This is a genomic window from Levilactobacillus suantsaii (assembly GCF_014069315.1).
Classification (GTDB): domain Bacteria; phylum Bacillota; class Bacilli; order Lactobacillales; family Lactobacillaceae; genus Levilactobacillus; species Levilactobacillus suantsaii.
Window position 1 is genome coordinate 453,456 of record NZ_CP059603.1, and the last position, 14,697, is coordinate 468,152.

10 protein-coding genes are annotated in these 14,697 nt (G+C 52.4%); 7 read left to right on the top strand and 3 right to left on the bottom strand.

The genetic code is table 11. From position 1 onward, the window contains the following. Positions 1–30 precede the first annotated feature (30 nt). The gene (locus H3M12_RS02125) at positions 31–2,526 is read right to left on the bottom strand and encodes a glycoside hydrolase family 31 protein (protein ID WP_182150859.1); all 2,496 of its coding nucleotides are present in this window, start codon (positions 2,524–2,526) and stop codon (positions 31–33) included. Positions 2,527–2,909: 383 nt separating this feature from the next. Between H3M12_RS02125 and H3M12_RS02130 the strand changes: the two genes are divergently transcribed. The 5 genes from H3M12_RS02130 (at position 2,910) to H3M12_RS02150 (ending at position 9,578) form a co-directional block, all read left to right on the top strand. Further along, on the top strand, positions 2,910–4,340 hold the full coding sequence (locus H3M12_RS02130) for an MFS transporter (protein ID WP_182150860.1): 1,431 nt from the start codon (positions 2,910–2,912) through the stop codon (positions 4,338–4,340). A 71-nt stretch (positions 4,341–4,411) separates the two neighbouring features. Next, the gene (uxaC, locus tag H3M12_RS02135; protein ID WP_129032644.1) at positions 4,412–5,836 is read left to right on the top strand and encodes a glucuronate isomerase; all 1,425 of its coding nucleotides are present in this window, start codon (positions 4,412–4,414) and stop codon (positions 5,834–5,836) included. Between the two features lie 225 nt (positions 5,837–6,061). Next, on the top strand, positions 6,062–7,261 hold the full coding sequence (locus tag H3M12_RS02140; RefSeq protein ID WP_129032643.1) for an MFS transporter: 1,200 nt from the start codon (positions 6,062–6,064) through the stop codon (positions 7,259–7,261). Positions 7,262–7,284: 23 nt separating this feature from the next. After that, positions 7,285–8,256 (top strand): alcohol dehydrogenase catalytic domain-containing protein, encoded by a 972-nt coding sequence (locus H3M12_RS02145; protein ID WP_182150861.1) that lies wholly within the window; start codon positions 7,285–7,287, stop codon positions 8,254–8,256. 479 nt (positions 8,257–8,735) lie between these two features. Next, positions 8,736–9,578 (top strand): GRP family sugar transporter, encoded by an 843-nt coding sequence (locus H3M12_RS02150; protein ID WP_182150862.1) that lies wholly within the window; start codon positions 8,736–8,738, stop codon positions 9,576–9,578. A 91-nt stretch (positions 9,579–9,669) separates the two neighbouring features. Here the strand turns inward: H3M12_RS02150 and H3M12_RS02155 are convergent, their stop codons facing one another. Continuing rightward, positions 9,670–11,070: an MFS transporter gene (locus tag H3M12_RS02155; protein WP_182150863.1), complete on the bottom strand. Its 1,401-nt coding sequence runs from the start codon at positions 11,068–11,070 to the stop codon at positions 9,670–9,672. A 232-nt stretch (positions 11,071–11,302) separates the two neighbouring features. Beyond that, complete coding sequence (locus tag H3M12_RS02160; RefSeq protein WP_129032640.1) at positions 11,303–11,962, bottom strand: HD domain-containing protein; 660 nt, start codon at positions 11,960–11,962, stop codon at positions 11,303–11,305. A gap of 178 nt (positions 11,963–12,140) precedes the next feature. Between H3M12_RS02160 and H3M12_RS02165 the strand changes: the two genes are divergently transcribed. Together H3M12_RS02165 and H3M12_RS02170 are read left to right on the top strand one after the other, a co-directional pair. Next, entirely contained in the window at positions 12,141–13,031 is an 891-nt protein-coding gene (locus H3M12_RS02165; protein ID WP_182150864.1) for an ABC transporter ATP-binding protein, read from the top strand. A gap of 5 nt (positions 13,032–13,036) precedes the next feature. Beyond that, on the top strand, positions 13,037–14,659 hold the full coding sequence (locus H3M12_RS02170) for an ABC transporter permease (RefSeq protein ID WP_182150865.1): 1,623 nt from the start codon (positions 13,037–13,039) through the stop codon (positions 14,657–14,659). The last annotated feature ends 38 nt before the right edge of the window (positions 14,660–14,697 follow it).

The following is a 14,697-nucleotide window of genomic DNA, read 5'->3' on the forward strand; positions in this document are numbered from 1 at the left end:
CCAAACTCTTTTTTCGGTTGGCGTTAAACGTTAAATCGAAATCAAATCTTTAACGCTGAAGTTCACGCCAATTTGGTAATCCTTGGCCGTCAGATTGTGATAGCGGATAATGACCTGGCGCTTCTCGCCGTCGAAGTACCAGCCTTCTTCGGCCGTTTCAAACTTCGCAGAGTTTAAATAGCGTGGCAAGTCTTGCCCCGCTAAGTTGACGCTCAATGGCGCCATGGTCGGGCAGCACACTTCAAATTCCATGGTCTTGACCTTGGTCTGGTAGTCCCCTTCACGGTGGACATCCAACGTCACGCCGTCAGCACTGGTCTGGGCCTTAAACGTGGTCCTCAAGGATTTGCCTTGACGATAGTCATTGGTGACCCCGTCATCTTCGTAGGCAGTGAAGGTCGCATCCTGACTAGCTTCTACCAGGACGTTAAGGTGGTCGATCACGTCATTGTGTAGGTTCATCAACCCGAAGCTACGCGGCACGATACTCCCAGTCCGCAAGAACATCGGGATACTGCTCAGGTCCACGGGGATGGTGATGGTCTGACCACCGTCGTAGTATTGCGCGGTCTTCAAATCTAACCAGCGGTAACCTTGTGGTAGGTAAATGGTCTTTTCGGTCTGACCCTTGTCCACCACGTTGGCCACTAACAGGGAGGAGCCTAACATGAACTCGAAACTTTCTTCGGCCACGTTAGGGTCGTCTTGGAATTCGTAGACCAGTGGCCGCATGATTGGTGACCCCTTGGTCGAAGCTTCGTACAACAAGGAGTAGAAGTACGGTACTAACGTGTAGCGCAACTTGATGGCCGCCCGAATGTACTTGGTGTAAGCCGGATACGTCCAGGGTTCGGTGACCGTGTTGTCGTTATTGCAGGAATGAATCGAGAATCGTGGTTGGAAGACTCCGTTTTGAACCCACCGGACGAAGAGTTCCGGTTCTGGAAGCGGACCGTCGAAACCACCGATATCACAACCCTGGTTAGCCACCCCAGATAATCCCATTCCCAGAATCGTTGGGATGTTGTACTTGACGTTGGTCCAACTGGTGTAGTTGTCCCCCGCCCAGGTCTGGGCGTACCGTTGAATCCCGGCAAAGCCGGCCCGGTTGATGGAGTATGGCCGCACGTCTGGGTTGTAGCGTTTGAGGGCTTGAATCCCGGCCTTGGCCATCATGGTTGGCATGATCGGTTTGACGGCGCCAATCGTTTGATGGACACCATCAGCATCGACCTGTGCCCCATCGTCGTTGATTTCAAATTCGTTGTTATCGTTCCACAACGTGGTGATTCCTAGTGAAGCCAGTGAATCAATAATCTTTTGGCCCCAGGCGTCACGTCCTTTCGGGTTGGTAAAGTCAACGAAGTGTGCCGGGCCACCCCAGTATTGATCAATTTGGTCATCCTGACCGTCCGGTGTTTTAACATAGGCGTTATCACGTTTGAATTCAGGCGTAATTGGATTGGTGGTCAGAATTCCTGGCTTGATGTTTGGTGCCAGCAAGACGCCACGCTTCTTCAGTTCAGCCACAAACTTCGCCAGATCCGGGAAGCGCTCCTTGTTCCAGTTGAAGACGTAGCGTTTACCGTCTTCACCGGTCGTGTAGCCTGAGGACAGGAAGAAGCCGTCACACGGAATGCCATTTTTCTTGCAGGTATCGACGAAGTCCAAGATGGCCTCGTCGGAATGGGACTCCAGTTCCGTGTAGAACATAGTTGAACCCATGTACCCTAATGACGGTAACGGCATCATGGCAGTCTTCCCAGTCAAGTCGGTATAGTGTTCCACGACCTTTTTAATGGTCGGACCCCCGATGAAGAAGACGTCCAAGTCACCACCGTCAGTCTGGAAATAACTGTAACGCAACCAGTAATTACTGTGTTCACAATCCATATCAAAGACGGAATCGTACATATTGTTGTAAAAGAGACCACTGGCCACATTGTCTTCCGTGTTGAAGTCGATGTAAAACGGAATCATCTTGTATAGCGGATCCGATTGCTTGGCGTTCCAGCCCAGAGAGTCGGTGTTGTGCATCCGCATCCGGCGTTTGAACTTGTTCAACTTACCGGACTTTTCTCCGAAACCATAGAATTTATCGTGGTCGCCCATACTGCTGTAGTGGAAGCGCCGGCCCAGGTTGTCCTGAACGAACGACCGTCTTGCCAAGTCTTTGTGAACCACGCGGCCCTGGTCATCCACGATTTCAAAATAAAACGGCTCAGCGTGAATCCGCAACGTGTACTTGCCATTGGTAACCGTGTAGCCATCTTGGCTAGTCTTCAAATCAATGGGAATCGGGGTAACTTTTTGCCGTTCGTCGGCCATTAAGTCGTCCGTGGCATCATCCCACGCCGTTTTCACCAGCGCATAGGAGTCTTCTGGAGCAAATTCTTGATCGAACGTTCCACGAATCCGAATAATGTTCTCATCTAGCAAATAAATCCGAAACTGAGCGCCATCCGTCGCCACGTCAAGGTAGTCGTGGTGGTCTTTAACGTTCAGGAGTTTAGAACTAACTTTCATCAAAAGCACCTCCGAAATATAATGATGTTGTTATTCAATTAATGGTATCTGCCGATTAGCTTAAGTGATATACCAGAATATCAACACAGCTATACTTTAATCGAGACTGGAAGCGCTGTCAACTTTACTCCAAAAATTTACAATTCCCAACAAATCCCCGTCATTTCGCAATTTAACGCCTTAATTGCTTTCAATTCAAGTGCAAAATTTACAAAGTTTTTGTTAAAAGCGTTTTCCTTACGTGCTATTCTCTAGGTAACTTCTATACCAGTTTTAGGAGGTGATGCTTTCAGTTAGTGCGCTTTTATCTGTTTCAGCAATTTTTGTTTACCACTGCGGTAATTCGTCTTTTATTAAAAATTTAGTTTAGGAAGTGACTTTCGTTGGAGACACAAAAGACCATTACGATTTCCGCATCACCGTTCAATATCAAAGATAAAATTGGTTATATGTTCGGGGATATCGGAAATAATTTCTCGTTTAACATTGTTAACTCGTTCTTGATGATTTTTTACACCAACGTCTTAGGGTTAACGGGGTCGCAAGTCGGGGTAATCTTCTTGATTGCCCGATTCGTCGACGCCTTTGCCGATATTACCGTTGGTCGGTTGGTCGATAACAGTAAACTACATAAGATTGGCCGGTTCAAGCCTTGGATCAATCGGATGCGCTACCCGTTACTGATCGCTTTGATTCTGCTGTTTGTCCCTATCGTGAAGGACTGGGCCTTACCATTACGGTTGACCTGGGTCTTCATTACTTACATTGCTTGGGGGATCTTCTACTCCGCCGTTAACATCCCTTACGGTTCCATGGCCTCTGCTATCAGTAGCGACCCGAACGACAAGACGTCCTTGTCAACGTTCCGGTCCATTGGGGCATCCGTGGGTTCCATGATTACTAGTTACATCGTCCCAATGTTCATCTACAGCGGCGCTTCCCAAAAGATTTCCGGGAACCGGTTCTTCTGGGTCGTTGTGGCTTGTGCTATCTTAGGCTACATCAGTTACCAATTAACGACTCACCTGACAACTGAACGGGTCCGGACTGAAAAGAGTAAGCCTGTTCCCCTTGGCCAAGTGGTCGAAGGCTTGTTTAAGAACAAAGCCTTAATCGTCTTGGTCTTAGTCGATATCATGGTCGTTATCAACCAAAACCTCTCCGGGACCTTGATTTCCTACCTGTTCAACGACTACTTCAAGAATACGTCCTTCATGGGGATTGCCCTTATTTTCAACTTTGCGACCGTTATTTTATTGGCGCCATTCAGTAACTGGATGACCCGGACGTTCGGCCGAAAGGAATGCTCTATCGTCTCACTTATCATCGGGGCCGCTCTTTACGGAATCTTGATGGTCGTGCATACGTCCAACATGTACTTCTACCTGGTCATGATGTTCTTCGGTTCCTTAGGTGCCGGGGTCTTCAACCTGATGGTTTGGGCCTTCATCACCGACGTTATCGATAATCACGAAGTCTTGACCGGTGTCCGGGAAGACGGGATCGTATACGGGGTCAACTCCTTTGCCCGGAAAGTCGCTCAAGCTATTGCCGGTGGTTTCGGTGGGTTCATGTTGACCTTCATCGGTTACAAGTCCTCCACTGGTGGCGGTGCTACCCAATCGCAAGCCGTTATCGACCAAATCTACAACTTGGCTACTGGTGTGCCGACGGTCTGCCTGTTAGTCGCTGCCTTGTTGTTACTCTTCTTCTACCCATTGAGCAAGAAGCGAGTTAACGAAAACGCTGCTAAGTTGGCTAAGATTCATAATGAAAACGCCGAAGAAGAAAAGGAAGAACAAACTAACAACTAGTCTGCTTTGTTTTTACCGTCCTTTCTACCGGGTTCCATTTACAATCTAATTTTTACAAAGGAGCTTTTTTCATGACCTTATTGAATGAAGATTTTCTGCTCACCAATGATCCAGCCAAGACGCTGTATCACGATTATGCTGAAAACATGCCCATCATTGACTACCATTGCCACTTGGAGCTAAAGGACATCTACGAAAACAAGAACTACCCGAACATCACCCGTCTGTGGCTAAACGACGGGAGCCTAGGCGACCACTACAAGTGGCGGCTCGAACGGGCCAACGGGGTTCCCGAAGACCTCATCACCGGTGACGGCGACGAATATCAAAAGTTCCTCGCCTGGGCTGGCACCATCGAAAAGTCCATCGGTAACCCGTTGTACGAATGGACCCACCTGGAACTCAAGCGCTTCTTCGGTATCGATGAACCACTGAACACCAAGACTGCCCCGGCTATCTGGAAAAAGGCCAATGAAATGGTCCAAAGTGAGGCCTTCAAGCCCCGCAACCTGATTAAGAACATGAACGTCAAGGTGGTCTGCACCACCGACGACCCGTCGTCCGACCTGCACTATCACAAGCTGATTAAGGCTGATGAAAATGAAAACGGGTTCAAAGTTCTGCCGGCGATGCGGCCTGATAATTTAGTCCGTATTAACCAAGGCGACTTTGGCGCCTACCTTAAACAACTGGGCGCCGCGGCCGGCGTTACCATCACCGACTACGACAGCCTGGTCAAGGCACTCGACAACCGTTTCCAGTTCTTTAGCCAGATGGGTGGCCGGTTGTCCGACCACGGGTTGAACAGCTACCACTTCCGCAAGATTTCTAAGGACGAGTTCAACCAAATCCTAACCAAGGCAACTAAGGATAACACGAAGTTGACCGCTGCCGAAGTGGATGGCTACACCACCCTCTTGTTGGAAATTCTGATGCGTTTGAACAAGCAATACGACTTCACCATGCAATACCACATGAACGTTTTGCGCAACGCTAACGGCCCGATGTTCCGGAAGTTGGGCGCCGACACCGGTTTTGACTCCATGGGATCCGAACCGGGCATCGCCGGTGAAATCATGGCGTTGATGAGCGACATGGCCGAAGAAGACGGGATTCCAAAGACCATCTTCTTCTCCACCAACCCCAACGATTGGATGGAACTGGCAACTGGCATGCAGAACTTCCAGGGCGGCATCAAACAAAAGATGCAACTCGGCTGTGCTTGGTGGTTCAACGATACCCGCGAAGGCATGCACGACCAACTGCGAATCATGGCCCAACAGAGCCTGTTACCAAACTTCGTCGGCATGCTGACTGATTCACGGAGCTTCCTGTCGTATCCACGGCACGAGTACTTCCGGCGGGTTCTCTGTGACCTAATCGGTGAGTGGGTCGTTCGGGGCCAGGTTCCTGACGACTACGAGTACTTGGGTAAGATTGTCCAAGACATCTCGTACAACAATGCCAAAAACTACTTTGGCTTCTTTGAAGACTAAGGGCTAACTCCTTTCAGACTTCTGAATTCCTAATAACTTGACAACAACTCGAAAGAGTCTGGGGCCGTGCCCCAGGCTTTTTTGACGTTCAAAGCCAGTTTCTTTCGAGGTAAATTCGTTATAGAATGAAAGTATCTTTTATCTCGATTCCTCCAGACACAACTTTTCAGGTTTTAAACTTTAATGATTGTGCCCCAAAAATTCTTCCACAGAAAGGTCGCTCGTATGGCTAAAAAAGCAGAACATACTATTGAAATCCTCCTGGTGGTACTGGCCATCGGGTTGTTAATGCGCTCCCCAATCACCACCCCACCACTCATCGTAACCCAATTGGCCCACCAATTGGGCGTTTCGACCGAAAGTCTGGGGTTACTGACCACGCTCCCGTTGGTGATGTTTTTACTCTTTTCGAACTTCGCCGCCATACCGCTAGCTAAACTGGGGGTTAAACCCGCCATGGGACTGATTTTGCTCCTACTCCTGGTCGGGTCAGGGTTACGGTTGATCATCACCCTACCGACCCTCTTTTTGGGCACCATCCTGATTGGTATCAGCATCGCCCACCTCAACGTGTTTATGCCCGCCTTCATTAAGGCTTATTTCCCGCTCAAAATCGCGTTGTACACCACCCTGTACTCCTTCACCATGAACTTGGGAAGCGCCGGGTTCAACCTATTAACGGCCCCCGCCACCCATCTGTGGGGTTGGCCGTCGATTCTCACGATTCTAGCCGGTGTGGCGCTGTTAGTCTTCGCCTTTTGGCTGGTCGTCAGTCGCCACCTGCCCGAAAAAATGAAAGCCACGCCGACTGACCACACTCAGCCGACTCCCAAGGGCCCCAGCCTGTGGACCAATCCCCATGCCTGGCTTTTCTTACTGACGTTTGGCTGCCAATCCGTCTTAAACTACACCATCGCCGCCTGGTTCCCGGTTTTGATGAGCTACCACCACTTAAGCGCCGATCACGTAGGTTTCATCATCGCCATCTATTCACTAGTGGGCGTGCCCGTGTACGTGGTGACCCCGCATCTCTTGACCCAACTTGGCCCCACCAGGTTACGCCGGTTGATTGCCGGGGCCGGCATTTGCGGGATTGTCGCCGGTAGCATGCTCTTCTTTCAAAACACCGCTTCGTTCAGTTTTTGGTTACTGGAAAACTTGCTGGTCGGTATCGCCGTCAGTTTCTTCTTCATTTACACCACGACCATGTTCGGCCTCAAGACCGCGAAACCGTTGATTACCGCGCGGCTCTCCGGGATGGCCCAAGCCGGCGGGTACTTCATGGCTGCGTTGGGGCCATCACTTTACGGCTGGGCCTACCACCTCGACCCAACCGGCACCCCCCAAAACATCGTCTACATCATCTTGATTATTGGCGCCATTGCCGGGGCACTGGGCATCCAGCGCCTCACGCGCATTCAATAACCCGTATTAAGGAGGAATTCACCATGCAAGCCGTTACTTTTACCCAATTTGGTGGGCCAGAAGTGCTCACCGTGACTGAGATTCCGCGCCCCGTTCCTCACGCCCACCAAGTCTTAGTTCAAGTTTTAGGTGTGGCGGTCGATCACGTCGATACGTTCGTCCGTAGTGGTGCGTTTCAAACCCCCTTGGCAACCCCACATATCGTGGGCCGCGACCTGGTCGGAACCGTGACCGCTGTGGCTGATGCCGCCAGTCCCTGGCACATCGGGGATCTGGTGTGGACCAACTCGGCGGGCTACGGTGGGCGGCTCGGCGCCACGGCTGAATACACCCTGGTGGACACTGACCGCCTTTATCCGGTCCCTACCGGCGTCGACCCCTTCCACCTGGTCGCGGCCGTCCATTCGGCGGCGACCGCAGCCATCGTGTTGACCGACATGATGCAAGCCCAAGCTGGCCAAAGCCTCTTAGTTGCGGGCGGTGCCGGTAACGTTGGGCGCAAGTTTTGTCAATTAGCGACTCAGATGGGCCTTACCGTGACCACCACGTCCGCGCCGCAAGACTTCGCAATCTGTCGCCAAATGGGGAGTGCCCGGTGCGTTGACTACCACACCCTCGCCGCCTTAAATGGGGCGACTTTCGACCACGTCATCGACACTTCCGGTCAGGTCAGCTTACCAACCAATCTGGCCTATCTAGCCCCACACGGGCAGCTCACCATGATCACCGCCCCCAAAGCCAGCTCGGTACCAATCGATTGGCGCCGCTTCTACATGCAAGACCAATCCATTGTCGGGTTCGTTATCAGTCACGCGACCAGCAACCAATTAGCCCGCGCGGCACACCGGTTGAACCAAGCTTTTGCCCACCACGCCCTTCTCGAAGACCACCTCACCCAACGTCATTTCAGTACGGCGGCCGACTGCCACACGCAATTAGAAGCGGGAACGGACCATGGCCAGCGTTTCGTCCTGGTTCCCGACAGCACAGATTAACCAGCTAAACCAAATTACCCGTTTCATCAAAAAGAGGGTAATTTTTTTCGATTGGTATTGAAAACGGTTTCTTAGCCTGCTACTCTAAGAGTGATTCTTCACGGAAAGTAGGTGTCGTTCATGTTATCAGCTCTCTTATTTCCTCGAAAAATGCCGGCGGTCAGCGTCCTCGTTGACCACCGCGCCAGCGATAATGACGCACAAGCTGGGTGTAGAATTATCTTTACCCCTGGTTTCATGCCTTACACTATCGTCAGTCCGAAAGCTGATGGCTTGAATGACCAAGTGGTGCTTGCCACCGTCACCCCCCACCTCCGTCAACTGTTAGCTTATCCCATGGTCACCGCTTTAAGGCCCTGGCGTGGCCGGGCGAAAATTCCCGAGCGGGTGTCGGGCCTTAGACTGTCTTAACCAATGACCAGCGTCACGGCCCGCGCCCTTTTACGTGACTGTTCCTTTCGCTTAACAGGAGTTTGACCATGAACATTTTAATCGGGCTCATCCCCGCCCTTTTTTGGGGAATTTTACCAATCTGGATGCGCAAACTAACCGGTGGCAGTTGTTTGCAACAATTATTGGGAACCAGTATGGGCATCGTCATGACCGCCACGGCCCTCCAAGTCATCTTTCGTTTCAATATTAGTGCGCACGATTTTGGGCTTTATTTCATTTCCGGCGCCTTTTGGAGTATCTGTCAATGTGGCCAGTACTGGGGGTACGGTCAACTCGGCGTCAGTTTGACCATGCCACTATCCACCGCTTTTCAAATCATTGGTAATTCACTGATTGGCGGCTGGTTGTTCGGTGAATGGCGTGGGATCCAAGATACCGCTTTGGGCCTGGGGGCCTTGATGATTATCGTGGTGGGCGTCGCTAACGGCGTCGGCGGCTTAACCGTTAAAAACTTGCGGGGCTACCTGTTATTACTCGCCACGACCTTTGGCTACTGGGGGTACTCCGGCTTCCCCCACTACGCCAACTCGACTAGTGGCATCAACGGCTTTTTGCCCCAGGCCCTGGGCATGCTCAGTACCTCGTTGATTCTTTACTTAGTCGGTCGGCATCGACTTCCCGGCAACGATCCAGCTGGCCTGCGAAACATCACCTCGGGGCTGATTTTCTCGGTCTCGTCATCCGTTTACTTAATTTCTCTGCAATTAAACGACCTGGTCAACGCGTTCGTATTGACCCAATTGAACGTCGTCGTGGCCACCTTACTGGGTATCGTCATCCTAAAGGAAGCTGATCCCAAACGGACCCTGACCACCTCCGCGGGTCTGGGCATCCTCATCGCTGGTGCCGTGGTGATGGTCCAAATCTAACGCAATCCTCATCAAAAATGACCCGTCTTAGTCGGCGTAATCCCAACTATGACTGGTCATTTTAGTTATTAGACTAACAGAAAAACAGTCGTTAATCGTTCTTCTGGTGTCGGAACACGATAAAGTAAAAGCCAAAGTTGCTGATACTCAACGTTAAAATCAATCCAAAGGCTAGTTGGCTCCCGACGGCCGTGGCGTGGGCGTACGATAACCCGCCACCGCGAACCGATGACATCAGTGCTACCAAGATGGTGGTCCCCAACGACCCGGCAAACTGTTGCCCGGTGTTGTAAATCGCGTTGGCATCGGCCCGTTGTGCAATCGTAACTTCCTTCAGGCCGTTGGTCATGGTGTTACTAAAGGCCATTGACCGCCCAATACTGAACAAAATGTACAGGAGCGAAATCACTAGGATGGATAAGTGTTGCCCCAACACCGTAAAGGCTAAGGCTGCCACGAAAAACAGGCTACTTCCGAGTAGGATGGGTAACTTCGCCCCGTGCTCATCCAACATCCGGCCGAATAAAGGCTGCAAGATGGCCGTGATCAAACTGCCGGGCAGTAACATCATCCCACCGGCTAACGATCCGGCGCCGACCACGATTTGCGCGTAGTTCGGCAGTTCCAAATTAATCCCAATATTACAAAATTGCAAAATCACGTAAGCGAAGAAACTGTAGGTAAAAATTGGATTACGGAAAATTTCCAGTCGCAAGATGGGGTGGTCACTGGTCTTATTTAACCGGATATACCACAAGATGGCAAGTACCCCCACGATCAAGCCACCCAAGAATTGCCAACTCAACCAGCCAGCTGTATTCAGACTGTTGAACCCCAACGTAATGGCAATAAAGGCAATGGCTAATAACACGAATTGGCTCCAATTGAACTTAGCTTTTTGTGTCGGGCTGTATTGTTGGATAGCTTTCCAACCAAAAATAAGAATCAGAAGTTCGACGGGCAACGTTGACCAGAAGATCATCCGCCAATCGGCAATGGCGACCATGATCCCACCAAAGGTCGGCTCACTGGCTGGTGCAATCATCAAGATCAGTCCGGTCATCCCCAGGTAAAAGCCGAGTTTGGCCCGCGGCACGCTTTCCACCACGACGTTGATCATCAGCGGAATCGCAATCCCCGCACAGCCGGCTTGGACCAGGCGTCCTAGTAATAGGATTGGAAAATTAGGAGCTAGCGCACAAATCAGCGCCCCAACGATGAACAAACTCGCTCCCGTCACGAACAATTGTCGGTTCGTGAATCGCTGTTTCAAGTACGCCGAGGTAATCATCAGTAACGCCACGGTCAGTAAATACCCCGTCGCAACCCATTGGACGGTATCCAACGAGACGTGCATACTGCGCATCAAGGTCGGAAAGGTCACGTTCATCGACGTTTCGACCAGGATACCCACGAACGCCATCAAGGCAACCGCCACGATGGCGACCATGCGCCGCCCCGTTAATTTTTGTGGCTCTGCTTGTTCTGCCATATCAACACTCCTTCTCTGTTTAGGTTGTGCGGCCACTGTTCCCACCTAAGAGAACCTTAACGCCGTGGCCCGCACTTTCAAACTCATCTGCTTACCTTTTCGTTATTGTCGCGCACACGACGTCTATCATACGCACTTTTTAGCCGAATGTCATGGGTTAAGTGCGCCCGCATGAATTGAAAACGCCCCCAGTATCAGCTTTGGTGGGCGTTTTCATTCCCGGCAATGCAACCTAACGCTGCGCTTGCCATTCGGCTTTAAATTCCGTCAAAAAATCTTCCATGACCCATTGTCGGTGGGCGGCTAACTTCTTCGCGGCCGTGGTGTTCATCAAGTCCTTTAACGTCAATAATTTTTCGTAGAAGTGGTTGATGACGGTCTCGTGGCCCAGGTCCCGATACTGCGCGTGGGTCATCTGTGTTCGTGGGGTCACCGTGGGATCGTAGATCTTTTCGCCAAAGTGACCGCCAAAGTACACGGCCCGGGCAATCCCAATCGCGCCAATCGCATCGAGCCGGTCGGCGTCCTGGACGATTTGGCCGGCCAACGGTAAGGGCTTAGCCGTGCCGTCCAGCGTCTTATGGAAGGACATGTTGGTCATAATCAAGAAAATCGTCTCCTGTTGCGCGCCGCTAAAGCCCTGGGCTGCTAAAAAAGTGCGGACTTCCTGGCTGGCTACCCGGGTATCCGCAACCAATTTTTCATCAATGACGTCGTGCAAATAAGCCGCCGTCAGCGTCAACAAGCGGTCGACCTGCGGGTACGCCTGTAAAAGGCGCTCGGTCAACCCGACCACCCGTTGAATATGGTCGAACCCGTGGCCGGTCTCATCGTCGCGCATCTTGCTTCGAGCGAAATCGTGCACCGCCGCAAGCGTTGTGTCAGTTGTCATGTCAACTGCCTTCTTTCATCATTTTCCGGTAGGTTACCCCTGCTTCTCTCTTTCATTCTAGCATACCCTCTAACCAGCTTAACGAACTATTCCCGACCGTCCGCGGACCTTCCGTTGACTTCCCGTTAGCCCGGGCTTACGCTGGGGGCAATTCGATCGTCACGAAGGAGGATGACTAATGACCCAACCCATTCTGCAAATCAACCACTTGCAAAAACGTTTCGGAACGTTCACCGCGCTCCACGACATCACCTTCACCGTCAATGCTGGCGAAGTCTTCGGTTTCATTGGTCCCAACGGCGCCGGTAAATCGACTACGATTCGGACCCTGCTGGGAGTGATCCGCGCTAGTGGCGGGTCGGCCACCATCTTTGGTCACGACGTTTGGCGCGACCGGGTCACCATCCATCAACGCCTGGCGTACGTTCCCGGCGACGTGACACTCTGGCCTAACCTGACCGGTGGCGAGATCATCGATTTGTTACTGCGGCTTAACGGGGTGGCTCACAGTGCCCGTACCGACCGGCTGATCACCCGCTTTGCCCTCGACCCCACCAAAAAGGCGCGGACTTACTCCAAGGGTAACCGCCAAAAGGTCGCCTTGATTGCCGCCGTTTCCCAGCCGGCAGACTTCTACATCTTCGACGAACCGACTGCCGGCTTGGACCCGCTCAACGAAAAATACTTTCAAGAGGCCGTTTTAGCCCTGAAACAACAAGGGAAAGCCGTGTTGTTATCCAGTCACATCTTGTCAGAAGTCGAGCGGATGTGTGACCGCATCGCCATCATCCGCGACGGTACCATCATTGAGACCGGGACGTTAGCTGACATGCGCCATTTGACCCGCACGCAAATCACCGTCACGACCCAAACGCCGGTGGACCCCGCGGCCCTACCCGGAATCCACGAAGCCCGGGTCGGGCACCAAGTCAATGAGTGGCAATTTGCCGTCGAAGCCGATCAGTTGCCTGGTGTCTTAGCCGCTTTAGCTCGCCACCAAATCGTGGCGCTGACCAGTACGCCGCCGACCCTAGAAGACCTCTTCTTGCACTACTACGGAAAGGAGTGACTGGCATGGGGCCATTTACCCAAACCGGCCAATTGACCCGCTTGGCGCTCCGGCGTGACTGGTGGCGCCTCCTACTATGGGGCGTCAGTTTAGTTGGTCTCATGATGGCCGTCGCCGCTAAATTCGCGACCATCTACGGCACACCCGCTGAAATTGCCGGCATCACCCAAGCTTTAAAGACCCCCGCCATCGTCGCGTTGTTCGGCCCCTTTCGCCTGGGCACTCATGCCACCACGGCGCAAGTCTTCGCTAACGAGATGTTACTATTTATGGCCTTGATTCAGGTCGTCATGAGCATCTCACTCGGAATTCACGCCACCCGTCATGAAGAGGATACCGGCATCACTGAACTCTTACGGGCACATGCTATCGGCAGCCTGGCGCCGCTACAAGCCGCCGTCATCGAACTCACACTGATCAATCTCAGCATTGGCATTTTGGATGCCTTAGGGTTGAGTCTGGCGGGTTTACCCGGCGCGACTTGGCTAGGAAATTGGGTGATTGGCTTGGGGTTAGCCGCCAGTGGCTGGGTCTTTGGCATGTTGGCCCTCTTGAGTGCCCAACTAGCCGACCACGCCACTAGCGCTACGGGTCTGGCTTACGCGCTTTTTGGTCTGAGCTATCTCGTGCGAATGCTGACCGATGTGCAAGCTCCTCGTTACACCTGGTTATCTCCTTTGGGCTGGGTCGAAAAATTAGCCCCCTATCAGCAGCCGCGCTTGCTCCCCTTGATCCTGTTCGGTGGCTTGGGTCTACTCTGCCTAGGCAGTGCCAGTGTCTGGGCACAATGCCGGGACTTGGGGGCTGGTATCTTAACGATTCGTGCCGGTCGCGCCACGGCCGCACGGGCCTTACGCGGACCCATCACCTTGCTTTGGCGCCAAGAGTATCGCGTCATTATGGGTTGGGTCCTCGGCATCACCGTTCTAGGCGCGGCTTATGGTGCCGTCTTCGACACCATCGGCGACATCTTAAAGACCAACCCGACCATGCAACAAGTCTTTGGTACCAATGCCCTTCATGCCGCCAACCATCAGTTGATTCTCACCTATAGTTCTACGATTGCACTAGTCCTGACCGCCGTCGCGAGTATTCCTGGTTTACAACTGATTTTCAAACTCTACCACGACGATTTATCCGGGTGGTTAGACGCCCTCTACGCGCGGCCAGTTAGTCGTCAGCGGCTCTTACTCGGCTACACTGGCAGTGCAGTGACGACCAGTTGCTTGGTCTTTCTTGGTGGCTGGAGCGGCCTGGTTTTAGTAGGCAATTTTAGTCTGACCCACGCAGCAGACGGGCTGACTTGGTCTGAATTTCTAACGGGTGTTGCCGGCAGTGTGCCCGTCATGGCCCTTTTGTTAGGCCTGGGAGCACTAGTGGTGGGAGCCTGGCCACAAGGACGCCTTGTGGTCTGGGGATACTTGGCCTACGCTTTCATCAGTCAATACCGGGGTAACCTCCTTCAGCTCCCTCATTGGGCGAAAAGCTTGGGGGTCTTCGACTGGCTACCGACCGTTCCCGATCACGCCATCAATTGGGTGACGGTCAGCTGGGAACTGGGTTTAGCCATCAGTTGCGGACTCATTGGTCTCGGGAGCTACGTGCGCCGAAATCTCCAATCGCGCTAAAAAACGCCTGACTGCCATCCAATCGCATGGCAGTCAGG

What these genes read in the sequence shown, in the direction of transcription:
- H3M12_RS02125 (WP_182150859.1), bottom strand. Translation starts at nt 2,526, where the DNA reads ATGAAAGTTAGTTCTAAACTCCTGAACGTTAAAGACCACCACGACTAC.
- uxaC (WP_129032644.1), top strand. Translation starts at nt 4,412, where the DNA reads ATGACCTTATTGAATGAAGATTTTCTGCTCACCAATGATCCAGCCAAG.
- H3M12_RS02140 (WP_129032643.1), top strand. Translation starts at nt 6,062, where the DNA reads ATGGCTAAAAAAGCAGAACATACTATTGAAATCCTCCTGGTGGTACTG.
- H3M12_RS02145 (WP_182150861.1), top strand. Translation starts at nt 7,285, where the DNA reads ATGCAAGCCGTTACTTTTACCCAATTTGGTGGGCCAGAAGTGCTCACC.
- H3M12_RS02150 (WP_182150862.1), top strand. Translation starts at nt 8,736, where the DNA reads ATGAACATTTTAATCGGGCTCATCCCCGCCCTTTTTTGGGGAATTTTA.
- H3M12_RS02155 (WP_182150863.1), bottom strand. Translation starts at nt 11,070, where the DNA reads ATGGCAGAACAAGCAGAGCCACAAAAATTAACGGGGCGGCGCATGGTC.
- H3M12_RS02160 (WP_129032640.1), bottom strand. Translation starts at nt 11,962, where the DNA reads ATGACAACTGACACAACGCTTGCGGCGGTGCACGATTTCGCTCGAAGC.
- H3M12_RS02165 (WP_182150864.1), top strand. Translation starts at nt 12,141, where the DNA reads ATGACCCAACCCATTCTGCAAATCAACCACTTGCAAAAACGTTTCGGA.
- H3M12_RS02170 (WP_182150865.1), top strand. Translation starts at nt 13,037, where the DNA reads ATGGGGCCATTTACCCAAACCGGCCAATTGACCCGCTTGGCGCTCCGG.